Origin of the sequence: Providencia sp. 2024EL-00732 (assembly GCF_044006275.1) — a bacterium.
GTDB lineage: Bacteria > Pseudomonadota > Gammaproteobacteria > Enterobacterales > Enterobacteriaceae > Providencia > Providencia huashanensis.
The window spans coordinates 296711-320668 of sequence record NZ_JBIPDG010000001.1 but is presented as its reverse complement, the minus strand read 5'-3'; the positions used below and the strand labels follow the sequence as shown (position 1 = coordinate 320668).

24 protein-coding genes and 4 tRNA genes are annotated in these 23958 nt (G+C 37.1%); 6 read left to right on the top strand and 22 right to left on the bottom strand.

Features of this window, described 5'->3' with window-relative positions; translation table 11 throughout:
• Positions 1–49: 49 nt before the first annotated feature.
• A complete protein-coding gene (gene map / locus ACHB7C_RS01425) occupies positions 50–820 on the bottom strand; it encodes a type I methionyl aminopeptidase (RefSeq protein WP_042844148.1) in 771 nt (256 codons plus the stop codon).
• A complete protein-coding gene (locus ACHB7C_RS01420; RefSeq protein WP_048606948.1) occupies positions 813–1019 on the bottom strand; it encodes a ParD-like family protein in 207 nt (68 codons plus the stop codon). The genes map and ACHB7C_RS01420 overlap by 8 nt, the downstream gene beginning before the upstream one ends.
• Before the next feature lie 302 nt (positions 1020–1321).
• On the opposite strand from ACHB7C_RS01420, the gene ACHB7C_RS01415 reads away from it, so the two are divergent.
• Together ACHB7C_RS01415 and ACHB7C_RS01410 are read left to right on the top strand one after the other, a co-directional pair.
• Positions 1322–1747, top strand: coding sequence for a universal stress protein (locus ACHB7C_RS01415; RefSeq protein ID WP_042844149.1), 426 nt, complete (start codon positions 1322–1324; stop codon positions 1745–1747).
• A 140-nt stretch (positions 1748–1887) separates the two neighbouring features.
• Entirely contained in the window at positions 1888–2316 is a 429-nt protein-coding gene (locus ACHB7C_RS01410; RefSeq protein ID WP_395346197.1) for a hypothetical protein, read from the top strand.
• A 5-nt stretch (positions 2317–2321) separates the two neighbouring features.
• Here ACHB7C_RS01410 and ACHB7C_RS01405 read toward each other — a convergent pair whose 3' ends face one another.
• Entirely contained in the window at positions 2322–3095 is a 774-nt protein-coding gene (locus tag ACHB7C_RS01405) for a nucleotidyltransferase domain-containing protein (RefSeq protein WP_198861309.1), read from the bottom strand.
• Positions 3076–4305 carry a nicotinamide mononucleotide deamidase-related protein YfaY gene (locus ACHB7C_RS01400; protein ID WP_166685375.1) on the bottom strand — a complete coding sequence of 410 codons (1230 nt, stop codon included), beginning with the start codon at positions 4303–4305 and terminating at the stop codon, positions 3076–3078. The genes ACHB7C_RS01405 and ACHB7C_RS01400 overlap by 20 nt, the downstream gene beginning before the upstream one ends.
• Before the next feature lie 230 nt (positions 4306–4535).
• Here ACHB7C_RS01400 and ACHB7C_RS01395 point away from each other — a divergent pair, with 230 nt between their 5' ends.
• Together ACHB7C_RS01395 and ACHB7C_RS01390 are read left to right on the top strand one after the other, a co-directional pair.
• Positions 4536–5081 carry a toxin-antitoxin system YwqK family antitoxin gene (locus ACHB7C_RS01395; RefSeq protein WP_166685374.1) on the top strand — a complete coding sequence of 182 codons (546 nt, stop codon included), beginning with the start codon at positions 4536–4538 and terminating at the stop codon, positions 5079–5081.
• A 173-nt stretch (positions 5082–5254) separates the two neighbouring features.
• On the top strand, positions 5255–5722 hold the full coding sequence (locus ACHB7C_RS01390) for a YcxB family protein (protein WP_164975490.1): 468 nt from the start codon (positions 5255–5257) through the stop codon (positions 5720–5722).
• Positions 5723–5788: 66 nt separating this feature from the next.
• On the opposite strand, the gene fabV is transcribed toward ACHB7C_RS01390, so the two are convergent.
• Both fabV and ACHB7C_RS01380 read right to left on the bottom strand, forming a co-directional pair.
• The gene (fabV, locus tag ACHB7C_RS01385; protein WP_042844155.1) at positions 5789–6988 is read right to left on the bottom strand and encodes an enoyl-ACP reductase FabV; all 1200 of its coding nucleotides are present in this window, start codon (positions 6986–6988) and stop codon (positions 5789–5791) included.
• A gap of 126 nt (positions 6989–7114) precedes the next feature.
• Positions 7115–7429, bottom strand: coding sequence for a DUF1090 family protein (locus tag ACHB7C_RS01380; protein WP_048606937.1), 315 nt, complete (start codon positions 7427–7429; stop codon positions 7115–7117).
• Between the two features lie 163 nt (positions 7430–7592).
• On the opposite strand from ACHB7C_RS01380, the gene ACHB7C_RS01375 reads away from it, so the two are divergent.
• The gene (locus ACHB7C_RS01375; protein ID WP_210831934.1) at positions 7593–8147 is read left to right on the top strand and encodes an SMI1/KNR4 family protein; all 555 of its coding nucleotides are present in this window, start codon (positions 7593–7595) and stop codon (positions 8145–8147) included.
• A 33-nt stretch (positions 8148–8180) separates the two neighbouring features.
• Here the strand turns inward: ACHB7C_RS01375 and ACHB7C_RS01370 are convergent, their stop codons facing one another.
• From ACHB7C_RS01370 to ACHB7C_RS01295, 16 genes are all read right to left on the bottom strand, one after another.
• On the bottom strand, positions 8181–8741 hold the full coding sequence (locus tag ACHB7C_RS01370) for a hypothetical protein (protein WP_042844159.1): 561 nt from the start codon (positions 8739–8741) through the stop codon (positions 8181–8183).
• A 121-nt stretch (positions 8742–8862) separates the two neighbouring features.
• Positions 8863–9015 (bottom strand): hypothetical protein, encoded by a 153-nt coding sequence (locus ACHB7C_RS01365; protein ID WP_042844161.1) that lies wholly within the window; start codon positions 9013–9015, stop codon positions 8863–8865.
• A gap of 270 nt (positions 9016–9285) precedes the next feature.
• Positions 9286–9372: transfer RNA gene (locus ACHB7C_RS01360), tRNA-Leu, on the bottom strand.
• A gap of 132 nt (positions 9373–9504) precedes the next feature.
• Positions 9505–9591, bottom strand: a tRNA-Leu gene (locus ACHB7C_RS01355).
• Between the two features lie 6 nt (positions 9592–9597).
• A tRNA-Cys gene (locus ACHB7C_RS01350) sits at positions 9598–9671 on the bottom strand.
• 23 nt (positions 9672–9694) lie between these two features.
• Positions 9695–9770, bottom strand: a tRNA-Gly gene (locus ACHB7C_RS01345).
• Positions 9771–9936: 166 nt separating this feature from the next.
• On the bottom strand, positions 9937–10485 hold the full coding sequence (gene pgsA / locus ACHB7C_RS01340) for a CDP-diacylglycerol--glycerol-3-phosphate 3-phosphatidyltransferase (protein WP_042844162.1): 549 nt from the start codon (positions 10483–10485) through the stop codon (positions 9937–9939).
• Between the two features lie 57 nt (positions 10486–10542).
• The gene (uvrC, locus tag ACHB7C_RS01335; protein ID WP_042844163.1) at positions 10543–12375 is read right to left on the bottom strand and encodes an excinuclease ABC subunit UvrC; all 1833 of its coding nucleotides are present in this window, start codon (positions 12373–12375) and stop codon (positions 10543–10545) included.
• Entirely contained in the window at positions 12342–13028 is a 687-nt protein-coding gene (locus ACHB7C_RS01330) for a LuxR C-terminal-related transcriptional regulator (protein WP_395346191.1), read from the bottom strand. Before ACHB7C_RS01330 ends, uvrC begins: the two co-directional genes overlap by 34 nt.
• A 202-nt stretch (positions 13029–13230) precedes the next feature.
• Positions 13231–14463 (bottom strand): peptidase T, encoded by a 1233-nt coding sequence (gene pepT, locus ACHB7C_RS01325; protein ID WP_042844165.1) that lies wholly within the window; start codon positions 14461–14463, stop codon positions 13231–13233.
• Between the two features lie 63 nt (positions 14464–14526).
• Positions 14527–16080 carry an AbgT family transporter gene (locus tag ACHB7C_RS01320; RefSeq protein WP_042844166.1) on the bottom strand — a complete coding sequence of 518 codons (1554 nt, stop codon included), beginning with the start codon at positions 16078–16080 and terminating at the stop codon, positions 14527–14529.
• A 292-nt stretch (positions 16081–16372) separates the two neighbouring features.
• Positions 16373–16780: a phosphate-starvation-inducible protein PsiE gene (gene psiE, locus ACHB7C_RS01315; RefSeq protein WP_370661220.1), complete on the bottom strand. Its 408-nt coding sequence runs from the start codon at positions 16778–16780 to the stop codon at positions 16373–16375.
• Positions 16781–17025: 245 nt separating this feature from the next.
• Entirely contained in the window at positions 17026–17439 is a 414-nt protein-coding gene (locus tag ACHB7C_RS01310) for a GFA family protein (protein WP_042844168.1), read from the bottom strand.
• Between the two features lie 97 nt (positions 17440–17536).
• Positions 17537–17797, bottom strand: coding sequence for a hypothetical protein (locus tag ACHB7C_RS01305; RefSeq protein WP_042844169.1), 261 nt, complete (start codon positions 17795–17797; stop codon positions 17537–17539).
• Positions 17798–17968: 171 nt separating this feature from the next.
• Entirely contained in the window at positions 17969–19456 is a 1488-nt protein-coding gene (locus tag ACHB7C_RS01300) for a DUF3999 family protein (protein WP_042844170.1), read from the bottom strand.
• Complete coding sequence (locus ACHB7C_RS01295) at positions 19453–22329, bottom strand: DUF2339 domain-containing protein (protein ID WP_198861305.1); 2877 nt, start codon at positions 22327–22329, stop codon at positions 19453–19455. The genes ACHB7C_RS01300 and ACHB7C_RS01295 overlap by 4 nt, the downstream gene beginning before the upstream one ends.
• Before the next feature lie 607 nt (positions 22330–22936).
• On the opposite strand from ACHB7C_RS01295, the gene ACHB7C_RS01290 reads away from it, so the two are divergent.
• Positions 22937–23860 (top strand): AEC family transporter, encoded by a 924-nt coding sequence (locus tag ACHB7C_RS01290; protein WP_048606927.1) that lies wholly within the window; start codon positions 22937–22939, stop codon positions 23858–23860.
• Positions 23861–23958: the final 98 nt, after the last annotated feature.

Here is a 23958-nt window from a genome sequence, read left to right as displayed (position 1 = left end):
TACTGATCACAAACTGGTATTTTAGTTTTATCTAATAATTTATAAGGGGCTATTTTTCTTCATCTCGTAATGTCAGCACTTCATAACCGTCTTTAGTCACTAATACTGTATGCTCTGATTGCGCTGATAATTTTTTGTCTCGAGTCACTACCGTCCAACCATCTTTTTTGGTTTTAATTTTCATTCCACCTTGGTTAATCATCGGTTCTATCGTAAATGTCATGCCTTCTTTTAATTCAATTCCTTTACCGCGTACACCATAATGCAGCACTTGTGGATCTTCATGCATTTCACGCCCAATCCCATGTCCGCAATATTCCCTAACGACACTATACCCATGAGACTCCGCATAATGTTGGATTGCTGAACCAATATCACCCAATGTGGCACCTGGTTTAACTTGTTTAATTCCTTCCCACATCGCAGCATAAGTATCTTTAACTAGCTTACGTGCTAAAGGGGAGGCTTCTGGCATAACATACATTTTGCTAGAATCAGCAATAAAGCCATTTTTTTCTAATGTGATATCAACATTAATAATATCTTTTGCTTTTACTATTTCATCTGTTTTAGGAACGCCGTGGCAAACAACTTCATTCAATGAAGTATTCAAAACATACTGGTAACCATATTGCCCTTTACTTGCAGGACGTGCCTGCAATTCATTAACAATGTAACTCTCAACTTTGTCGTTAATTTCCATCGTCGAAATACCCGGAACCATAATAGAATCGAGCATCTTAAATACGCTAGCTAAGAGCCTTCCTGACTCACGCATGAGTTCAATTTCATCTGCTGTTTTAATTTTAATGTTATTCATGAACTTTTCCTTTTGATTCAATAGACTCTTTTTCTAGCATTTCGCTGATTAGCATAGTAAATGTTTTATGCGGATTTAATTCAGCTTGCATACCAACTTTGATCCAAAACTCTGCCTGTGAGTTAATTGAACGAGACATTACTTGGCTTGCATGACGTAAATAATCATGTAATTCATCTGAAATTTTAACAATCCCCAAAATACCCTCACAATACAAAATAGATACAAACCATATACGGATCATATAACATTGAATTAACCGATAAAAGAGCGATAACGGTCAATAGCACAAACCGCATTAAAATTTTTGATTGCGTATTGAGTAAGTTATTGAGATTGAATACTTCATCAAAGTATTTGCCTAATTAACATGCTAACCTTAGTTTTAGAGGCATATTTTATTCTATAATTAGCTATGTCTATTTTATCGGTTTACCGCCCTATTTTTGTAAAAATAAAGCTTAATGGTTGCATGTTCACAAGATGATAGCTGGAGAAAAAATGTACACTAAAATCTTAGTCCCCATTGATATTACAGAAAAAAGCTTAGCTCATTTAGTCATGCCTCATATTCAGCACCTATCTGAGTATGAAAAATCGCAAGTTCATTTTTTAGCGGTTATCCCTACCATTCCCTTTTATACAACAATGGGTTTTGGTTTTGCAGAAAAAGCCGATAGCGAACAAGAGAGCGTAACCAAAAAACTAGCAGAGATTATTAAAGAATTTAAAATTCCCGCTGATAAATATAGTGCACAAGTTCTGATGGGTACCCCAAGGGATGAAATCTTACGAGTTGCAGAAGAAATTAATGCAGATTTAATTGTTATCGGCTCACGTCGACCAAGTATGTCCACTTATTTCTTGGGGTCGACCGCCTCAATGGTTATTCAAAACTCTAAAGTTTCTGTTCTCACAGTACGATAAAACCCTTATCAAAAATAATAAAATGCGGCTCCAGCCAAGTTAGCTTACGTTTAATCATTTATCCTAAATATATTTAAAATAAACCTAGTTAACTTATAATCAATACAAATAAAACTTTATCTTTTTACTTAAGGGATTTAATGAAAAAGTATCTACTCGGGGTCAGTATTACTATAAATGTTATTTTAGCTATTGCTTTAATTACTACTATTATGATGTTTTTCAACATAAAAAGTAAAATTAATACCATGGTTGAACAGATAAAATCAGGGGAATATATTGAGCTGGTTAAGCAAAACTCACAACAACTCTTACCTGATTCACTAAAAGAACTGAGCACCATAGAAATCACTGACAACCCATGTGGGTATTTCTACCAAAAAGTTGACAGTACAGTAGAATATTTAAACAACAACCCTGACATAATTGGCGCTGAAACTTATGCAAGCCAGCTAACAAGCCTAAAAGGTGCAATCGATAAAATACCATCAGTTTTAAAAGAGAAAGCCTGTAGAAAAGGCATTTCAAGCTTCAATTACATAATTGAATCAATACAATCAGAAAAATAATAAGCTTAACCCGCTATATTTCTTTCATGATCTAACCAATTAATAAAGGCTATTAAATTATCTATAAATTGGTTAGCATCAGCTGAAGGATGTAAACTCTGAGTAAAAAAATAATCTAATCGACTTTTTTGCTCAGGGTATCTACCCGTAAATTTTTGCATATAATCCTTTAAACTACTTGGCCAATCCCGATCAGTATCTAACCTTAATACATCTGTTGAACGTATTAATTTCCTTGCAGCCGCTCTTTGTAATAACTTTAATTCATCGAAATTATTGCAAATTTTTATTTTCTGTATATAGCCATTTAGCACCTCAACAAAATCACCATTCACCGCTTCAGCAATCTGCCGTGAAGGCATAAAAGGATTAAATTGGGTAGACAAATCCGCCCCGCAAATACAACGGCATTGGTGCTTTATCCAATACCCCCAGCTATATAAATTATCTTTATCAATAACTTCAGAGTATAAACCTATATCAAAATCTATTTTACTAACGTTGCTGTACTGAGTGACTAATTGTAGTTGCATTTCAGTTAGCCCAGCATTCTCTTGTACAGTCGCTGGTTGCAATAAAATGACACAAAGGTCGAGATCCGATTGCTGAGGCGTTGCGCTTCCCCTCGCAACGCTTCCATATACATAAACACTATGTAATTTCGTTTTGAATAGCCAAGCGAGTTGCTCCACTGTTTCAGTAATTATTTCCTGAAATTCCGATTGGATTGGAACCTCTTCTAGCATTGGAATATAACCATTAAGATTTAACGTCATCATTTAGCTCATTATCCAGAACCAAAGTCTCAACTTGAACTAACCACTCATAATAACCAATAACTTCTCGAGCATTTAACCAGCGCGACAGCATATCTAACATTAACATGACGCTCACTTCTTGTTTTTCTTTTTGGCTATGATTATTAGGTAAGTAGTGTATCCGCTGTGCATAGCTTCCTGTTGGTGTTGATAGCGCTACATTTAAGTATTGGTCATGATAATCACCAATTGCGAGCCCAATCTGTACGGATTGTTGAGCTGCATTATCTTTGGCTTGTTGCAATAGGCTTATTAAGCTTTGTTCCGACTGCGGAACAATAACTTGACCATGATGCACTAAGATATTAGCCGCATTTAATGTCCAATTTAATAAACCTGCGCTAAATTGTTCACTCAGCGCTATTTGGAGCCCCCTATCTTGTAATTGTTTAGCAATTTTCTGAGCAAAACCTTCCGTCCCCTCAAAAATCATATTATCGCCAACACCTTGTTTAATCGTATGCCAGCATTTCTCCATTTGTTGGCGTCGTGATGCAGGCCCTGTCAGTTTTAATTCAATAATTGGCATTGAAGAACGATATCCAAGCACACAATCATCCGGTAAAGAGATACTATCAAACTGTTTTGCCAAACTACTTTCGCTACGCCCAAAACTAGTTAAACGCAAACAAACTGGCGGTTCCGGTAATGTAAATTTCTCACGTATTTGAGGTAAGATTTGTTCAGTAATCATGACCTTAAATTCTGAAGGAACCCCAGGCGTGAAAAAAAGCACACAATCATTTAGTTTTAATGAAAAACCACAAGCAGTTCCAACGGGGTTATCAATTAATTCTGCATTTTCAGGTAATAATGCCTGCTTGCGATTCGTTTCAGGCATGACTCGCCCTCTCGCAATAAAATAGTTTTCCATAACCGTAACCCACTGTGAGTGTTCTACCAGAGGAACTCCCACAGCTTTAGCCGCTGCTAATGCACTTAAATCATCGCTTGTTGGGCCGAGCCCTCCATTAACAATCAGAATGTCTGCATGTAAGCTGCGTTCAAGAAAAGTAGAGATTAAACTCTCTAAATCATCCCCAACTGTCGTTCTGCTAGATAAAGGAAGCCCTTGCTGAAAGAAATAATCCGCCAACCAAGCCGCATTTGTATCGATTATTTGCCCATGTAAAACTTCATCGCCGGTACTTAACATTTCAACAACTAACATCCATGACTCCCTTTTTTACAAAATCACTTAACTTCATTAAATTACCTTATAATCGTCCTGACTAAAATCAGTTATTTAAAAATGTTCAAATAAACGATAAAAACAAATGCTGGGCTTATAACTAAAAATGAATAAATTAAGATAATTCTCACAACACGCCGTTATAAAAAGGCTATAGTCATATAGTTATTTGAATCAATTATTTTTTCACAGCAAATAATAGGGTTTATATGTTAATGCTAAATCGTTTTAAATCAGTTGTATTATGTTCTCTAGTTTTATTTATCTCAGGGTGCCAACTCGCTACTTCCTCAAAATCAGAATCCAAATTTTCATCCTTAGATGAACTTAAAAATATTGAATTTCCGTCCACAAAAGCACCAAAAGGTATTTCGGATGGGCCATTTGGAATGGAATATGATAATGGTAAACCAGAATTCAAAACATGGATAAAAAAAGGATGTTTCGACAAATACATCAAAACCTATTATGAAAATGGGAATCCAGAATCTGACATTCAACTTAAAGATTGTTTAGTCAACGGAACTGTACGTAATTATCATAAGAATGGGCGTATTGATCTTGAGATGACGGTAAACAAAGGTAAATTATCAGGTCCATTTACAATTTTCCATGATACCGCAAGCAATAAACCTAATATTACAGGTACATTTAATAATGGTGTACTCGTAGGTACGGTAACAGAATTTGATGAAAACGGTACAGTCACTGGCAGAGCCGTCATTCGAAATGGCGAAGTTTTTATAGAACAATAATCACTTAGCTTATTTTTTGAAGAAACTAATCTGATTGTTTATTTTATATAAGCGATCAGATTTACACCACCCACAATTATCGTTACTATCCTCACTATAACCACTCTATAAAACAACCTAAAAACCTGATTATGATAGATCCAATTTCTGTAATACTTAATCGTGCAGATTATATGAAATTCAGTCGTTACAGCCATAAAAACCATTATTTCACTAAAGATAAGACCAATAATTTACCTTTTTTAGTTTTAGTCATGATTTTTGTCGTTGCCTGTGTTTTCACTTTTCGGTATTTTAATGCGACCTTACCAATTATATTCACTTCATTTTTACTAGCAGTACTGCTGTTTATCACTTTTGCATTACGTCTTGTTCAGGTCCTAAATAAAGCAATTCCTGATGATAATGGTTTTTTATTTACTGAACGAGAATATTGTATTGATGAAGAAGGTATACATGAGAAAAGTATCCATGGAACTTCTTTAATAAAATGGAGCGCTGTACAATTTATTAGAACCGATGGTGATTTATTATATCTGTACTTGGATAGAATCTACGCAATTATTATCCCCGCTCGTAGTTTCGCATCAGAACAAGCCAGCCAACAATTCATCCAATATGTGAAAAGTAAAATAGATTAATAGATAATATAAAACCCGCATTGATAAATGCGGGTTTTAATCACAGCTTTTATGATATTAAAGCAATTAAATGAGTTCTTTTACTTCAAAGTTAACTTCACCGCTTAAATCAGCATCATAATCAACACCATCTAAGCCGAAACCAAATAAGCGTAAAAATTCAGCTTTATACCCTTGGTAATCTGTTAATTCATTGATGTTATTATCATTAAGCTGCTGCCAAATTTCGCGACATGTACTTTGTACATCATCACGCAGCTCCCAATCATCTAAGCGCAAACGGTGCTTTTCATCTGTTTCAGGTGACGTGCCTGTAAACAATTTAGTTGCGAATAAACGTTGGATTTGTTCGATGCAGCCTTCATGTATCCCCTGCTCTTTCATGATCTTAAATACAATTGAGATATAAAGAGGCATCACAGGAATAGCTGAAGACGCTTGAGTAACGACAGATTTTAATACTGCGACGTACGCAGCCCCACCCTTCGCTTGCAATTTTTGGTTGATTGCATACGCAGCGCGGTCTAAATCTTCTTTAGCTTTACCTAACGTCCCATGCCAGTATATTGGCCAAGTCAAATCTGTACCGATATAAGAATAAGCCACAGACTGTGCATTGTCTGCCAGAACACCGGCTTCATCTAATGCGTTCATCCACAGTTCCCAGTCTTGCCCGCCCATCACCTTAACGGTATCAGCAATTTCTTGTTCATTTGCAGGTTCAACAACGGCTTCAATCAGCACATCTTTGTTGGTATCCAACGCAACTGATTTATACGGTTCACCGATAGGTTTTAACGCAGAACGTACCACTTCACCTGTCTCTGGCATTTTACGAACGGGTGATGCAAGTGAATAAACAACAAGGTCAATTTGGCCTAAATCTTGTTTGATTAAATCAATGACGGTTTGACGGCATTCATTCGAGAAGGCATCACCATTGATGCTTTTTGCATATAGCCCCTCTTCTTTTGCTGCTTTATCAAAACCGGCTGAGTTATACCAACCTGCAGAGCCTGTCTTACTTTCACTGCCTGGTTTTTCAAAAAAAACGCCGATAGTAGCCGCACCGCTGCCAAATGCAGCATTGATACGAGATGCTAGACCATAACCGGTGGATGCCCCAATAACTAGAACTTTTTTAGGGCCATTTTTCAGCTCGCCGCGTGATTTCACGTAGGCTATTTGCTCACGTACATTGGCTTCACAGCCTGCTGGATGAGCTGTAGTACAGATAAAACCACGAATTTTAGGTTTGATAATCATAATAATTTTTTCTTGGTAGCTAACAATCAGGTTCTAATATACCTGATATTATCCATTTACTTAAGACAGAGTGAGCATAAACATAGTGAACAGACCAGTTTATTTCTCATTTTGCCAATAATATGTCTATTTTAAGTCGTTCAAAGCTTCAAGAACACGCCTCAGTGAATCCAGTTCTCTCTCAAGCTCACTGGCTTTTCCTCTAGGATAATAATCATATCCCCTTGTTGCTCCTGAATAACTGTCATAACATTTATCACCCAGCTTATGGATTTTTTTCTTTATTTTATAAATTTTATGTTTATTACCATGAGATACAGCACTACGAAACTCTTTCTCTAATTTTATCAGTTTTTTCTCACAACTATAATAACTAGAACCCGCTTGTGACGATAAGGGTATCAACATGACAAATAATGTAAGTAATACGGCTTTTTTCATTATATTTTCTCAGTCTACTTAATAAAATATTTATCATTAGTCCATCACCTAATGATATTTTCATCTACAAGACTTTTCTTAGTTGGAAAACGATCGCAATTTATGTAAAAAATCCGGAAAATAACGCACTTTATATACCCATCAGATTAAGGAGTATTTCACTATGCCCCCAGAACAATTTCATGAACTGATTTGGGAAACTCTGCAGCAAATAAATAAAAAAGATTTTCACGTCGTTGCGGCACATTCACCGACTGAGGAAGCAATTCGTGATTTAGAGAATGTAACAGGCATTACGCTACCCGAAGATTTTTTGCGCTTTTCGCAACGTACTAATGGGCTATGTGTCTTAGCTCAAGAAGACGCTTGGCCAGAAGCAAAGCTGTTTGATGTTGGCCCTGCGTGGACATTTCATCGTGGTTTAGTCATTTTAGGCATCGAAACTGAAGAACTACCTGAGTGGGCAAGTATTAAAACTGCTTATAACAGTCTAAGGGAAATTTATGAGGTTACTGATGTCTTACCATTATTAAAAATCATTGGGGACGGCAACCATTACTGGGGAATTAAACAAGATGGTAGCTATGTTGAAGTCTTCGATGGGGAAGCAATTTCTTTAGAATGTCATTTCACTGATATCTACCACGCGGAGATTGAGTCACTTATTCAAAGGCAGAAAGATATGAGCGAGCTGATTAAAAAACGCAAAAGCAAATAAATCTAAGAAATTGCGTACTTGCTTAGAAGCCGCCTATTGCGGCTTATTTGGAATTAAACTATGAATAACCATAACTGAATAAATAATGTCCTTTTTGTCTTGTATCTTTCTGAAATGGGAGTTACTCACAATCCCGACCATAATTCGCATATCACCTTGTTCATATACTCGCTTAAATGGTGTCGTTTCATCATCTGAGATTTTATCTAAGAAAAACACGTCTCGCTTATAACGTTCAATGGTTTGTTTTGGCAAGCCATATGATTCAAACATTCTCTGGTTAATTTCATCATATTCATTAAGGATCACCATCTGGTCACGACTAGCATTTCCCTGTGCTGAAATTAACATCAATGTATTATTTTCCCGTGAAAATATTAATAGAAAGGGTTTATTATGAAATTCAGGAGAACCTACAACAGAGCATAGCGCCCCGCCTTCTTGAAACCCAGTGCACTGGGTTTCTTTTAACCGTAATTTTTTTAAATCACTTGGTTGTAGCCCCCACTGAAAACCATAAGGGGCACTCTGTTTATTTGTCATGCAACCAGAGGTTAATACAACCAAAATAGAAATCAAAATTCCCTTTATCATTGCTTGTAGCATCCTAATTAAATTATCTCATTGGATACTAACAAAAGTAGTCGATTAATCAAAAGGTAACCTTCCTTTTATCAAATAAAATAACCTCGCATAATAAAGGTAATTTACAACTTTATGCTTCTTTATTTTTTCGTTGTTTTGCCTCAGCCATTGCAATTTCTTTCAACCAGTCAGCTAATAGCGGCTTTGTTTTCACCGTATCTAATAGCGCTCGTTCGTGTTTAGTTAACCGTACAACGACAACTTCTGTTTTCATGTTAGACATAGTCAGGTCCTCTTTTAAAGTTAGAATACTGACATAAAACACTGGCGGAACGGTCTGACTTACGGTTTTTTACACCAATTTAGTGTTAATTTACATGGCATACCCATGTGCTTTCTTTTGGTGGGTGATATATGAGTGGGAAGCGAAAAATGGCTGGGCAGTTAAAGCATCACGTAACACTAACTTTGTTAAGCCAAAATTTAGATACAAAAAAACCACCTCAAGGTGGTTAAATGTTAAACTTAAAGAGTAACCTCAATTAAGTTTAGATGGTGCCCAGGGCGGGACTTGAACCCGCACAGCCTAAAGGCCGAGGGATTTTAAATCCCTTGTGTCTACCGATTTCACCACCTGGGCCAAATTGTCTTTCTTACAACATCTAGGTAAATTACTCATTTACCCACTAATCAATATATTGTGGTAGACAATATATATTGACCAGTTATAACTTAAAATAAAACACACCATTGAGGCTTGTTTACTTCAAGATGGTGCCCAGGGCGGGACTTGAACCCGCACAGCCTAAAGGCCGAGGGATTTTAAATCCCTTGTGTCTACCGATTTCACCACCTGGGCTAAATTTGGAGGCGCGTCCCGGAGTCGAACCGAGCTACACGGATTTGCAATCCGGTGCATAACCGCTTTGCTAACGCGCCTTATCCTAATTTCTTGCGAAATTTGGAGCGGGAAACGAGACTCGAACTCGCGACCCCGACCTTGGCAAGGTCGTGCTCTACCAACTGAGCTATTCCCGCTTAAAGCTTTACTTTTCAGCTTATGCTTTTCAAACTGGCTGATTTACTTATTTATTTTGGTAAACCATGTTGCCGTTCGATGCGATGCATTCTACTGATTTCACCTTTCGAGTCAATACAATTATTGAAATAATTGGATCGTTCGCTGTTTTTTCAATCATTTCGATCACGCTTCGCTCAAATCAGCCCAAGCAGCCTTTAAATATTGGAACATTGACCAAAATGTTAAGATAGCCGCGATGTACATTAATGCAATTGAAAGGTTTTCAATTAATGGCGTTGGACGCCACAATAGCCCCACTAGTGACATCATTTGTGCTGTCGTCTTAAATTTACCAATCCAAGAAACAGCCACACTGCTACGTTTACCAATTTCAGCCATCCATTCGCGTAAAGAAGAGATGATAATTTCACGAGCTATCATCGTTGCTGCAGGTAAAGTCACATACCAGACATCATAGCTTTCCGTGACTAATACTAATGCCGTAGCAACCATAACCTTATCAGCGACAGGGTCTAAAAACGCACCAAACTTGGTGGTTTGCTTCCATAGCCTTGCTAAAAAGCCATCAAACCAGTCAGTAACCGCCGCGATGACAAAAATAAGCGCGCATGCGAAAGGCCCCCAACTGACAGGGAGATAAAAAGCTAATACAAAGAATGGTATTAGGATGACGCGAAATAATGTCAGCCACGTTGGTATGTTTAATTTCATCACGCTCACTAACTTTTTGACCAAGTTGGATATTATGAATATGTTGCCCTAAGACACTCACTGTTTCAATGCATTATAGATCTTTTCTGCTAGTGCGTATGAGATCGAGGGCACTTTTGCGATTTCTTCTATACTTGCATTACGTAATGGCTGCAAGCCACCCATATATTTTAATAACATCTGTCGGCGTTTCGGCCCAACACCTTCAATCGATTCTAGTGCGCTGGTATTCTTTACTTTTGCCCGTCGCTGGCGATGCCCTGTAATTGCATGATTATGTGACTCATCACGAATATGTTGGATCACATGTAATGCTGGCGAATCCGGAGGTAATACAAACCCTTCCCCTTCCGGTTTTAAAAATAATGTTTCCAGCCCTGCTTTACGGTCGGTACCTTTAGCCACCCCGATTAATAACGGGTGGTTTTTATCCCAATCCACCTCAAGTGAAGCAAAAACATCTTTGGCTTGCCCAAGTTGCCCCTTTCCGCCATCAATAAAAATGATATCCGGTACTTTACTTTCATCAATATGTTTACCATACCGACGGGTCAACACTTGATGCATTGCGGCATAATCATCCCCAGGCGTGATCCCAGTAATATTATAGCGCCGATATTCTGATTTCACTGGCCCTGTTTTATCAAACACAACGCAAGAAGCGACCGTTTGCTCCCCCATGGTATGAGAGATATCAAAACATTCCATTCGGTTGATCGACGTTAAGTTAACAACTTTCCCAAGTGAATCCAGACGTTGCTGTATTGTTGAGTGTTGAGCTAACCGTGTAGAAAGCGCTATTGATGCATTCGTACGTGCTAATTTCAAATAACGCGCTCTTGCTCCACGTGGTTGGCTTTGAATATTAATTTTTCGCCCTGCTAGTTCAGACAATGATTGTGCTAATAGGTCTTTTTCTGTTAATGCGAAATCAAGCAGAATTTCACCTGGCAAGGTTCGATTTTCGCTGCCTTGTAGATAAAATTGCCCTAAAAATGTTTGGACGACCTCTTCAAGTTGAGTATCTGTTGGCACTTTAGGAAAATAGCTTCGGCTGCCAAGCACTTTACCTTGGCGGATAAAAAGAACATGGACACAAGCCAAACCCGATTCAAAAGAAACGCCGATGACATCGAGGTCATCACTATCACCAGAAACATATTGCTCTTCCGTCACTGCGCGCACCGCTTGAATTTGATCTCGAAAACGAGCAGCCTCTTCAAAACGCAATGCTTGGCTGGCTTGTTCCATTCGTTCAACTAACCCAGCTAGAACTTGTTTATCTTTTCCCGTTAAAAATAGGCGTACATAATCAACTTGTTGCTGATAATCTTCATCAGACACTAACCCTTTTACACAAGGGCCTAAGCAGCGACCAATTTGATATTGCAAACACGGCCTTGAGCGGTTTTTATAAACACTGTCCTCACATTGGCGAATAGGGAACAGTTTCTGCATTAAGGCTAATGTTTCCCTAACCGCGTAAGAACTTGGGAAGGGGCCAAAATACTCCCCTTTCGCATGTTTAGCGCCTCGATGCATTGAAATACGCGGGTGGGCTTCTTTGCTTAAAAAAAGATAAGGATATGATTTATCGTCTCGTAACAACACGTTATAACGAGGTTGGTATAATTTAATATAGTTATGTTCAAGGAGTAATGCTTCCGTTTCAGTATGGGTCACAGTGACATCAATAGAAGCAATATGCTTAACGAGCTGCTCTGTTTTACGGCTGCCCACATTTTCACGGAAGTAGCTTGATAAGCGTTTTTTAAGATCTTTCGCTTTACCAACATAGATAACAGTGCCCCCAGTGTCATACATTCGATAAACACCCGGTTGATTCGTTACTGTTTTTAAGAACGCTTTTGACTCGAACTGTTCTGCCACTCGGATAAACCCTGTTTTGCTGTAATTAAACCATAACCAATAGCTATATGTGTTAATTCTACATCACTACCGATATTAAGTTTACTAAACATTCTATATCGATAAGTATTTACTGTTTTTGGGCTTAGAGATAGAGCCTCCGCCACGACCTTAATCGGCATACCTTTGGTGATCATCAACATGATTTCGAGTTCACGTCCCGATAATAAATCACATAAATCTTTCTGGTGACTATAATCTAACCGGTGCAGAGCAAGGTCTTGGGCTATATCTGGAGAAATAATTCGGCGCTTTACATTAACCACCCGTATCGCCTCTATCAGGTCTTCTTCTGTGACATGAACACTCAACAAACCAAAAATACCTATATCTAATGCTTTTAAAAAAAAGGCATAATTATTTCTTACATTATAAATAATTATCCCAACATCTGGTTGAGTTCGTCGAAGTGTTTGTAATGTTTTCAATGAATCATATTGTAATTTAACACTACTGATTAAAATAATATTCGCTTTTTGGTTTCGATTCCATGTAATCACTTGCTGAATAGATGGAAATGAAGCGATAGTTTTGTAACGTGAATGCCGAGAAAATATAGCTTCAAAACCGCGAATAGTAATATTATTATTATCAATGATTATAATATTAATCAATTACTCCCCCTGTGTTTATTTAGAGATAACAGTTAGAATAATAAATTAAATAGTTACAAAGTCATATATTCTTTTTCATTTATCTTATTTTAAAGTTAAAAAAACTATAACTACAAAGTATTCACCAAGTAAATAATATTAACTATTCAATAAAAAAGGCCACTTTATAACATGGCCTTTTACGCATAATATCAATACTAAACTATTTTTGCCCAACTAAACGGCAAATAGTCTCTGATACCAAATAACTTTTCTCAAAAGAACTCACAGGTAAAAATTCAAAACAGGAGTGGAAATTGAGTGCCCCTGTGAAATAGTTTGGTGTTAAGATGCCTCGAGCCGATAAAGCAGAGCCATCAGTCCCTCCACGCATAGGGATTACATTTGCTTCAACACCTTGAATTTTCAGTGCATCAAAAATCAAATCGATAGCAGTACGGTCATCCCCTAGAGAATCACTTATATTGCTATAAACATCATCAATTCTAAATTCAATTTTAGCTTTAGGGTGACGGGCTCGGATCAACTCAATACTTTGTTCAATAAAACGCTTACGCGCTTCATAGCTATTGCGATCAAAATCACGAATAGCCATTTTGATTTTTGCGTTATCGGGGTTTGCTACTAAATCTGTCACATAGAAATACCCTTCGCGCTGTTCCGTATGTTCCGGTGTATCAAAACGATCAAAACAGCCAATAAAATCATGCGCAACACGAATAGGGTTTAATAATACATTCTTAGCTGACATAGGATGCGCAGTAATACCTTTAATTGATACCTCAATAGAGGCCGCATTAAAGGTTTCAAAAACAACTTCACCTAATGCACAACAATCAATAGTGTAAGCAAAATCTACCTGAAAACGGGATAAATCCATGATTTTCGAACCACGTAAACCGATTTCTTCATCAGGTACAAACGCGACATAAATATCCCCGCAATCAAAATCAGCATGTTGCAGTTTATTCATTAATTCCATCACAACGGTAATCGCTGCTTTGTTATCTGCACCAAGTACACTGGTTCCATCACTGAAAATAATATTTTCACCTACATAAGGTGCCGCTTCAGGATGCTCTGCCGTTTTGAACCAGATATTTTCATTGGCATTTAAACATAAGTCTTTCCCCTCATATTTTAATGTCTGTGGTTTAATCACGGGTGATAAGCCAACATCAACGGTATCTAAATGGGTGACGAAGCCGATTTTTGGCGCAGTAGGCTTATTGCCTGGTCGCATCGCATATAATATGGCGTGCTCATCAATATAAATATCTTTTAAGCCGTAACTTTCAAGTTCTTCCGCTAACAGTTTAGCTAATTCACGCTGCCCTTCTGTACTTGGTACAATAGTACTTGCTGCATCACTTTGGCTTTCAATTGCGAGGTAGCGATAAAAACGCTGCTCTAATTGTTTACCTAACTCATTCATTTTATATTCCTTAACTTTTTTATATCTACCCGACATATCAAGTATGTCGGGTATTAAGCCCGCTTATTGTGCAGGATGCCATGTATAACCACTGTCAAAACCGATTGGGATATCGAATGCCCAGAAAAGATATAACGTACTCGTCAGAATAATTAATAACCCGATGGTAAATGGGATCATCATAGAGCACAACGTCCCTATCCCTGCATTTTTATAGTATTTCTGGCAATACATCAGTATCAAAGGATAGAAAGGGAACATCGGTGTGCTTACGTTCATCGCTGAATCACTCACACGGAACGCAGCTTGAGTTAATTCTGGCGAAATTCCTACTGCCATAAGCATTGGTACTAATACTGGCGCCATAATTGCCCATTTAGATGTCGCTGATGTGATCATGATATTTAATATCGCGGTCAACAAAATAACACCAAAAACAGTCATGCCAGAAGGCATATCTAATGTCCGCAATAATTCAGCACCTGATAGTGCTAATAATGTACCTAAATTAGAATGCTGAAATGAATATAGGAATTGAGCGGCAAAAAAAGCAAAAACAATAAATGGGATCAATGATTTAGTAATGTTTTCCATTGCCTTAACGACATCTCTTGTTGATGTAAAAGATTTCGTCATATACCCATAAACAATCCCTGGTAACGCAAAGAAAATGAATAACAATGGCACAACGATTTGCATAATCGGGGCTTTCGGGCTGGTTAAACTGCCATCAGGGCCACGTAATGGAGAAGAATCTGGCCATAACAACGCAAATAAGCCAATACCTAAAGCAATCAGAACTAACCCTGAAATACGAAAAGCACGATGTTCAACTGCGGTAATCATCCCTAATTTTTTCTCAGAGTCAGTATCAACATCGCTTGAAGTAATCGGGCAATTTTTATTTAACCAAGGCTCAACAATTTTTTCAGTAATAAACCAACAGGTGAAAATAACACCAAATGTTCCACCCAAACTAAAAAAATAGTTACATAGCACATTAACGCTATAACCGGGGGCCAACATTTGTGCGGCATCCTGCGTAAAACTCTGCATAATTGGGTCAATAATAGAAGGCGTATAACTTGCAGTAAATCCACCAGCTAACCCCGCAAAGGCTGCTGCAATACCAGCTAATGGATGACGTCCACTGGCATAGAACATCATAGCAGCAACTGGCATTAGAATGACATAAGCAGAATCAGAGGCAATGTGAGAAACAATACCCACAAAGACCACGGTTGGAGTCAACATTCTTGGGGAAATAAACGATAGCATTTTTTTCAATGCCGTATTAATAAACCCACTACTTTCTGCAATGCCAATACCTAGTGTGGCAACAATTGTTATACCAAGCGGAGGGAAATTAATGAAGTTTTTAACTGCCGCTGTAATAAATAGTATTATTTCCTCATACTGAAACATATTAACAATAGAGATTTTATCTTTTGATATTGGGTGGTAATAATTGAAATCTACAAATGAAAGTAGATAAGATAAAAACCAACATATAATAAGGGCATAAACGAACAGCATGGTAACATCTGGCATAACATTACCGATCCGTTCGACACGGTTTAAAAACCCTTTTTTCTTAGAGAGTGTATTAGTTGTCATATTTACAAGTTACTTATGTTATTAGAATTGGGACTTTATAACAGTAAATAACCTATATTCAAAAGTAAAACACTTTCGTTATTAGTTTTTATAGGATAAACCAGATAAATTCAATTTCATTAATAACATTTAAGTTTATTAGTTTTTAGCTAATTTACCGTATCTTAAATTTTATTAATTTATAGTATGACATCCAATATATATTGCTTAAGTATCCACCAGAATCATCTATAGACAAAAAAGAAATCAAATCTACTCTTTTTTGCCTATGGATAAATTAGCTTAATTAATATTACTCTCGTTTTAGTTTTTCAGTGTTTGCAATAAAAAGGGCAATGACAAGAACCAGAATTGCACCAGCATGCAATAAAGTTGTCATTGGGTCACTATGATCGACAATGATAAGGCGAATGATTGCCGTTATACCGATATAGATAAAATACCTTAGTGGGAAGTGATAACCTGACATAAAATACTTGATTATTAAGGCAATAAACTCAAAATACAGAAAATATATGACAATGCCTTCTAATAATTCATACGCTGTTGCCCCATTGGTACTTCCAAACATCAATGAAGCCATCGTAACGGTTTCTTTTGCTAAAAAGAAAACAAGCACCGCGGCTAATGCTATCAAACCAAGGTTTAATATCCACTGCAGTACCCACGCGATATTGCTAGCGTGACGCATTCCTTTCATACTGTTCATTTATTTTCCCTCAAAACAACCTGCGGATGATTTCAATAATGCAATGCCCGACGACTAATGAGCAATATTTAAACTAACTTGCCGAGGCGAGCCCATGCCCTTAATTATAAATCAAATTTAATGCACACGCATAACATACAAATTAAATTTAACAAAAGAAATAGAAAACAAAATACGAAATGAGGCTTTTTGCCCTGTTGTTTATAGCATATAGTTTAATCCATAAGCTGTGCAACTTAATCCGATACCCCTCCCATTAGTTTTATGATGTCTTGCTCTGTAAGCATAGGGGTTTTTTCAACGAAATTATAATACTTTGGCTTACTTTCAATATAAATCTGCATACTCATTTGCGCATTTTTACTTTCTTCGAATAAAGCTGCGGACACATAATAAGTGGATGGGGAAATTAAGTGATAAAAAAGATGGGTACCGCAATGTTTACAAAATGCTCTTTCTCCCCAAGACGATGAAGCGAATACCGTTATTGCCTCCTTTCCTTCGATAGTTAAATTACTTCCCCCATCAATGCTGAAACCCGGGCCCCCGTTCCATTTTTGACACATACCACAATGACAAACACTAATTTGATCAACAGACTTAGACACGCTGATTGTTACAGCACCACATAAACATAAACCCTTGTACATGTTTTATCCTCATACTGATTGAGATTGTTTTTTTTCGTTATCAATACGGATTTTAGTGATTAGTTATCTTTAAAAACATCATAGATACTTATTTAACTTATATTTCAAACTGCCGTCCAGTAAATCGTTTATCATTCGTGATGCTACGCAACTGGGCACTATCTAACTCTTTAGTTTCACGTTCTGACTCAATATCAGCTTCGTTTTGAGTGATATTTAACACACTGTATTCATAAGCCGTTGTCTTATGTAATGCTAACTCCGTTAATACTGTGTTATCTGCTGCCTGAGCGAATATTGAAGTCCCCGTAAAAAAAATGATTGCAACAAATAGACGTGTTAGTAATGATTTTTTCATAATTCATCCTCCCTTTAACCACAGTTTTAGCGCAAATGCTTGTCAACGAATACAGATTTTAAGTAATTGTTCTCATGATAAGGTAAAGGGATGTCAGGTTTATTTTATTTAAATTTTATTAGCAAAAAGGGAGCAAAAGCTCCCCCTTTAAGTTAGTGAACAAAAAACTATTTAGAGTTCATCATTATTGGTTTTATTTGTCGAATTCACTTCTTTTAAAAGGTACCAGCAGAAGTACAATAACGCGAGTATCCCTAAAAATAATAAGACCCATAACGAAACTGTTATCCAATTAGAGGTATCATCGACTTGTTTGGCTACGGTTAACCTTTCAGCACCACCGAGCTCAATCACTTCATTATTAGGATATAACTGGGGATAATGCGACATTAACTCGTCAACACTATAAGCCTGCCCAACTAGTTGGTTATATGTTAATTTATCAAGCTCTGCTTGCTTATTCCCCCACACTAGCAAGTAAGGTGCAGCGCCTTGTAAATTAACGATAAGATTATACCCATCACGCTTACCGATAAGCCGCGGCGGCTGATCTTCCCAACTACCTTTAAGTGCAGATACTCTAACTTTATTAACCATTTCCCCATAAAGATTGATGCTTGGATTACTGACTAGTTCCCCATCTATTGTTTGGTTATAAGCAACAAGATTAGCTAATGGTTTCCAAACATCCCCTTTATCTGATGAATATTCAACCTTTAATGGAATAACTCGATTTGATTGCTGTAAATGAATTTGCAATTCACCTAATGGTTGGGTCGTGGGTAATTGATATATAATATGGTCTTTTGAAACCCCATCATTTGTCATTTCAAAATTGAATATTTCTTGTCGGCGAGTTGAGTTCAGTGTGTTAGATAGCGCCTTGACCTTCACTAACTCAGGTAGCGTTACATCTGGCGCACTGACAATAACGGCCATTAGATATGGCGCGCTTAGCGCTTTAGAATTGCCATTTAACAACTCAATATTATTACTCGCAATTGTTTCTGAATTTAATTTCAAATTCATGATAGGTTGATTAGTTGCGATATTTAACCATTTTTCTTTATCATCACTTGCAAAAACAAAGACTTTTCCTTGCCACTCTTCCTCCGTTTTTGCCCACTCCAATGTTAATTTTTGAACTGGCGTATTTTGGGCTTGGCTTTGATCTCGCGTTAATAAATAAGCATGATAAGCAGCATTATCTTTTAGTTGTATATTTGGTAATTCAATACGATCGACTTTACCTGGTACCGTCTCAACAAGCAGATGCTGCTTTTCTCTACGGATGTCCTCACGAGAATTTACATTATCCAGTTGAGTCACTAAGCGCTGAGGAGCAAATGAGACTTTATTGCTAGAAATAGACTTTTCAGCATCATAAAAAAGTACAGAAGGTATTTCATCCCCCGTACCATTAAATACCCGAACATCTTGCAATGTATTTGGATATGCTGAATTTATATAAGCACTTGTAGGAACTTCTAACCAATAAAATGGCTCTGATGTATCTGGAATATCAATTTCCATCCCTTGGTAAAAACTATAAGGCGTATTTTCTTTCGGTGTTCCAGCATTAAGGTAGCTAGAAAACAATGATGACAACAAGAAGACAGCAAATAGCCCTCCTAGCCTTTTACTTTTTATTTGTCTCATGATTGCGTCTCCTGTTCGACTTTCTCTTTTATATCCTTTGGCGGTAATGGTGAAAAATACCCAACAATTAATATCAATAATGCAACACCGATAAAGGAGATAGCGCGAGATATCCCCCCTTGTCCATGAATATCCACTAAGAATAATTTAGCGATAACACATGCGAAAATACTGGCCCCCATAAACCACCAGATACGACTTTTTTTCATCGCTGCAATAACAATGCAAAGCAATGCAGCAAGCGCCCAGCTAATGGATAAAACAGTTTGAATCAAACGAGAATCATAAAGCACCGCATAATTCCAACTTAGCCCAGCAAAATCAGCTACTGCGCGAATTAAAATACCGTTAAACCAAAATGCTGATAATAGAATAATTGAGACCAATAAACCTCGGATTATCCAATAATCTACCTCTGTAGCCTTACGTATTTTTTGCACAAAACCTTTTTGCATCAGAATAAGGGCAGCAATACTGAATAAGCCCGCCTCATCTAATGGATTAATTAATGGAATATAATTCCAGAATGTTAATTTGCCATCTTCTAAATTAGCGTAAGCAGATAATATAATTAACCCGATAGCAACAGGAAGCATCCAATACCAATACATTAACCCATTACGTTTCATTGGTGGCATTTTATTTTGCTGTAACCAATACAGGGCTAAGATAGTTAAGGTTATCGCCATCACATAAATAAAATAGCCCATCTCATGCATACCCCAAGGTAAAATAGAGACAAACCAATTTACTTGGGTCAAAATAAATACAAGGATTAACCACAAGTTAGCGCCATGGAGGGTCCATTGCATCCATTGATTACGAAGTTTATACGCATGAATAACAAACAAAATTGAGCTACCGAGTATCACCGCCCATATTAATGAGTTTTCCCCGCGCCCCATTGGGTTTTTATCATATAAGAAATCTAAACCAAGGTAATAGTAACCAGCAACCCATAAAATTGATTGGCAAAATAACAAAGGTATCCAGTTAATTCGAATAGCATATAGACGCCATAACCAGACGGAGATCACCACTAACACTAATATTATAAAGCCTTCAGACTCCCGACTCCACGATAAAATATCAGTAAATAGTGGTAACCAGCAGAGCCATGTAAGCAAACCTAAAAATAAAAAACCATAACTAAATAGGGCAAAGTTACTGTTTTCTTTGCGGCGAATATGAAATAACCCACCAGCACCAAAACAAGCTACCAATAATAATGGCACCATATAAGTACTGCTTCGGCTCCAATATACGTAAGGGTAGTCCATTAGTAACGTAATCGCACTGATTACAATTAATAATGAACCAACCGTAGCCATTTTTTTCTGCCCCTGTTGTAAACCAAGCCAGAGTAGTAATAACCCTTCTAATGACCAAACAATTGATGTCCATTCAAGTGTCAATGCCAATGGGATAGCCAGTGTTACAAAACCTGCACCAATAAGAATATTTGCTAAAGCCATATTCTTACCGACCTCTTTATAGCGCTTATGTACCTGCAACCCAGCAACCAAGTACAATAAACCAATTAACAGAGAAATAAATGCAGGCAATAAACCTACATCATCCGCAATAAAGAATTGAAGGGCAATACTGATTAATGGCGGTACAAACAACAATGTATTATCAACAATTAATTGCTTATCGTGCTCAAAGCGGAGTGAAAATAATTGTGTTAACGCATTAAATACTACTAAATTAGCAATGATAAATAATTGACAGGAGATGTAATAATCAGATTGGTAATTGCTCAAACCCCATAAAATAGCGACACCATAGGTCATCACCATACCAACTAAATTCAGAGGGCGCCAAGCTTGCCATACACTAATAATTAAAATCCCAATCGACAACATTAGGTAATAAGAAAACAAAATTACATGGCTACCCCCTCCCGTCGAAAGTAAAACAGGAGCCAAATAACCACCAAGAGAAGCAAGAATAGCCAAGCTAATCGTACGTTGTAATAATGCTAAGGCAATACTCGCTGCACAAATCAACAACATAAACACAAATGCCATGCTATAAGGCAACATGGTATATAACTTAAAGGCAGCAAAAATGGTGATATATAAACAGCCTACCCCTCCACCTTGAAGGATAAGCCCAAATAATGGTTTCTTATTACGTAATCGCCAGCCAATTCCTAATAAAACTAAACAACCTACCGCGCTAAAAATTAAGCGTATTTGGGGGGAAATAATCTCATTTTGCACACTGTAATTTAATAAATACGCGACCCCTAGGAATAATAATAGTATCCCTATTTTGGCAACTGGGTTCCCTTTTAGTAACCAACTAAAGAAATGCCCAAATATAGACTCATTATTTCCCGTCGTTTTTTGATTAAATTGACCCTGAGTAGATGTATCTACTTCCTGATCATTAAAACGATTTGGTTTAGTCGCTTTATTAAACCGATTTGGGTCCACCCCGCTACGTGCTTGAGAGCCTACAATTGCTGATTGCGTATATGCCGGCACTGGAATGGTTTGGTTTGTAGAATCAGCTGCTTTTTCAGATTGCTGATATGCAGTATCGCCGGATAAGGGTTTAAATGATGGTTCAGGCTCACTTACTGGACTAGATTGGATTGGTACGTTTGTAACTGCCTGTTCTAGCTCATCTGTTACCCCAAAAATGCCTTGTTGGTCATCAGACGAACTGGCAACATTTTTCGAAGGCGTAACATTCGATTGCTGATATTGGCCTAAACGAGTTTCTAGAGAGAAAACTTTCTGGTTTAATTCAGAAATTTGGTACTGCATACGGCCCGTTCGGCTGATTGCTATGATAGCCAATATTGGTGCTAACACAAGCAAACATACTAATACGACTCCTACTAGTATCCAAGTATCCACAAATAGGTTTCCTCAAAATAAATTTCACAATCTAAAATACAGCTAGAATAGGGTTTTGTGATTACCGCTAGTGTAGATAGCATTGATTATCTTGCCAACTCAATGTAATAAACTGTTACAAAATAACCCTTATACTACGTATTTAGTTGAAAAAATACGCTTCCTACCCTTTCAATCTCAGTTACTAATACCCCCATTGAAAGTTTTAGTAACTAAGAAAATCCTTAATCATCATTTAATGATGATTTGACATATTAAATTAACACTTACCTATTTATTTTTAGTTCCTCTAATTATAATTAGAGTTGCTCTAAATAACAAAATTAGTCTAATTATGATATTTATATCATGCTTCCATGCTTCAAATATTCATACAGAAAAACACCATCTTTAAACTATGGTAGTTATTTATTATTTTATCAATTATGATTTCCATCAATTATAAGTTTATCTATTGATGGAGGTTAAATATCTACCACTTCCAACGTGAAATGAGTTTATTTAAACCACAGTAATATGAGAGATATTCGATACCGCTTTAGTATGAACAGGCTCATAACTAATTATTTACACATCAAAATCTGACGAATAGTTTAAGGAAAATATAATGCTACTCCACATTATTCTAGCCGCCCTTGGTCCTATCGTTTTAGGGTTAGCTGTTGGTTGGTTATCAGGTAAATACGGTTTTATTAAAAGAGAATATTCACAAGCATTCGCTGACTTTGTTGTCAAAATAGCCTTACCATTTGCATTATTTTTAGCCGCCGCACAAGCACCACCCTCTGTACTCTTAAATATTGATTATTTGTTAGCATTGGCCGTCGGTTTAATCGCTACATACGTTATTGGTTTCATTTTCGGTAAGTTTATCTTCCGACACAATAAAAAAGATGCAGCAATGCAAGCGCTATCTGTTTCTTTTCCGGATATGGCTTATTGTGGACCACCAGTCTTACTAGCTACTGTCGGTTCATCAGGTTTAATTGCTATGGTGCTAGGAAACCTTATTTATACGGTGATTATTATTCCATTTACTTTGCTGATGATCAGTGGCTCGCAACAAGGGCATAGCGTGATTAAATCAATCGGTAAAGCTATTGCCCAACCTTTAGTATTCCTTCCTATTTTAGGCGCCTTGCTCGCTATTTTTGGTGTTAAGTTACCTGAAATCTTACAGAATTCAGTCAATGAGCTTGGTAAAACGGCAGGAGGTGTTGCTTTATTTTTCCTTGGTTTATTGCTATCCGGTATTAAGTTAACTATTAGCAAAGAAATTATATTTAACGTTTTTATTAAAAATTTTGTTCAAGCCGCGTTGATTTTGGCAACAGGTCTTGCAGTAGGTTTACAAGATGACCTCCTAAAAGCCGCCTTTATCATTGGCGTATTACCCACCGCCACTGCGGTTCCCGCCTTAGCAATCAGTAATCAAGCTTATACTGAAACCTCCGCAGGCACCGTGTTATTAAGTACACTTGCCGCTTTAATCTCCATTATCGGTGGAATCGCTATTGTTGAAATGCTTTAAATTGAGCGGCGGGTTTATATTCACCCGCCGCCCCTCAACTTTTCCCCGTTGATTTAATCACCAATTATTTGCCAGATAGATCACAAAAAACGTATCAT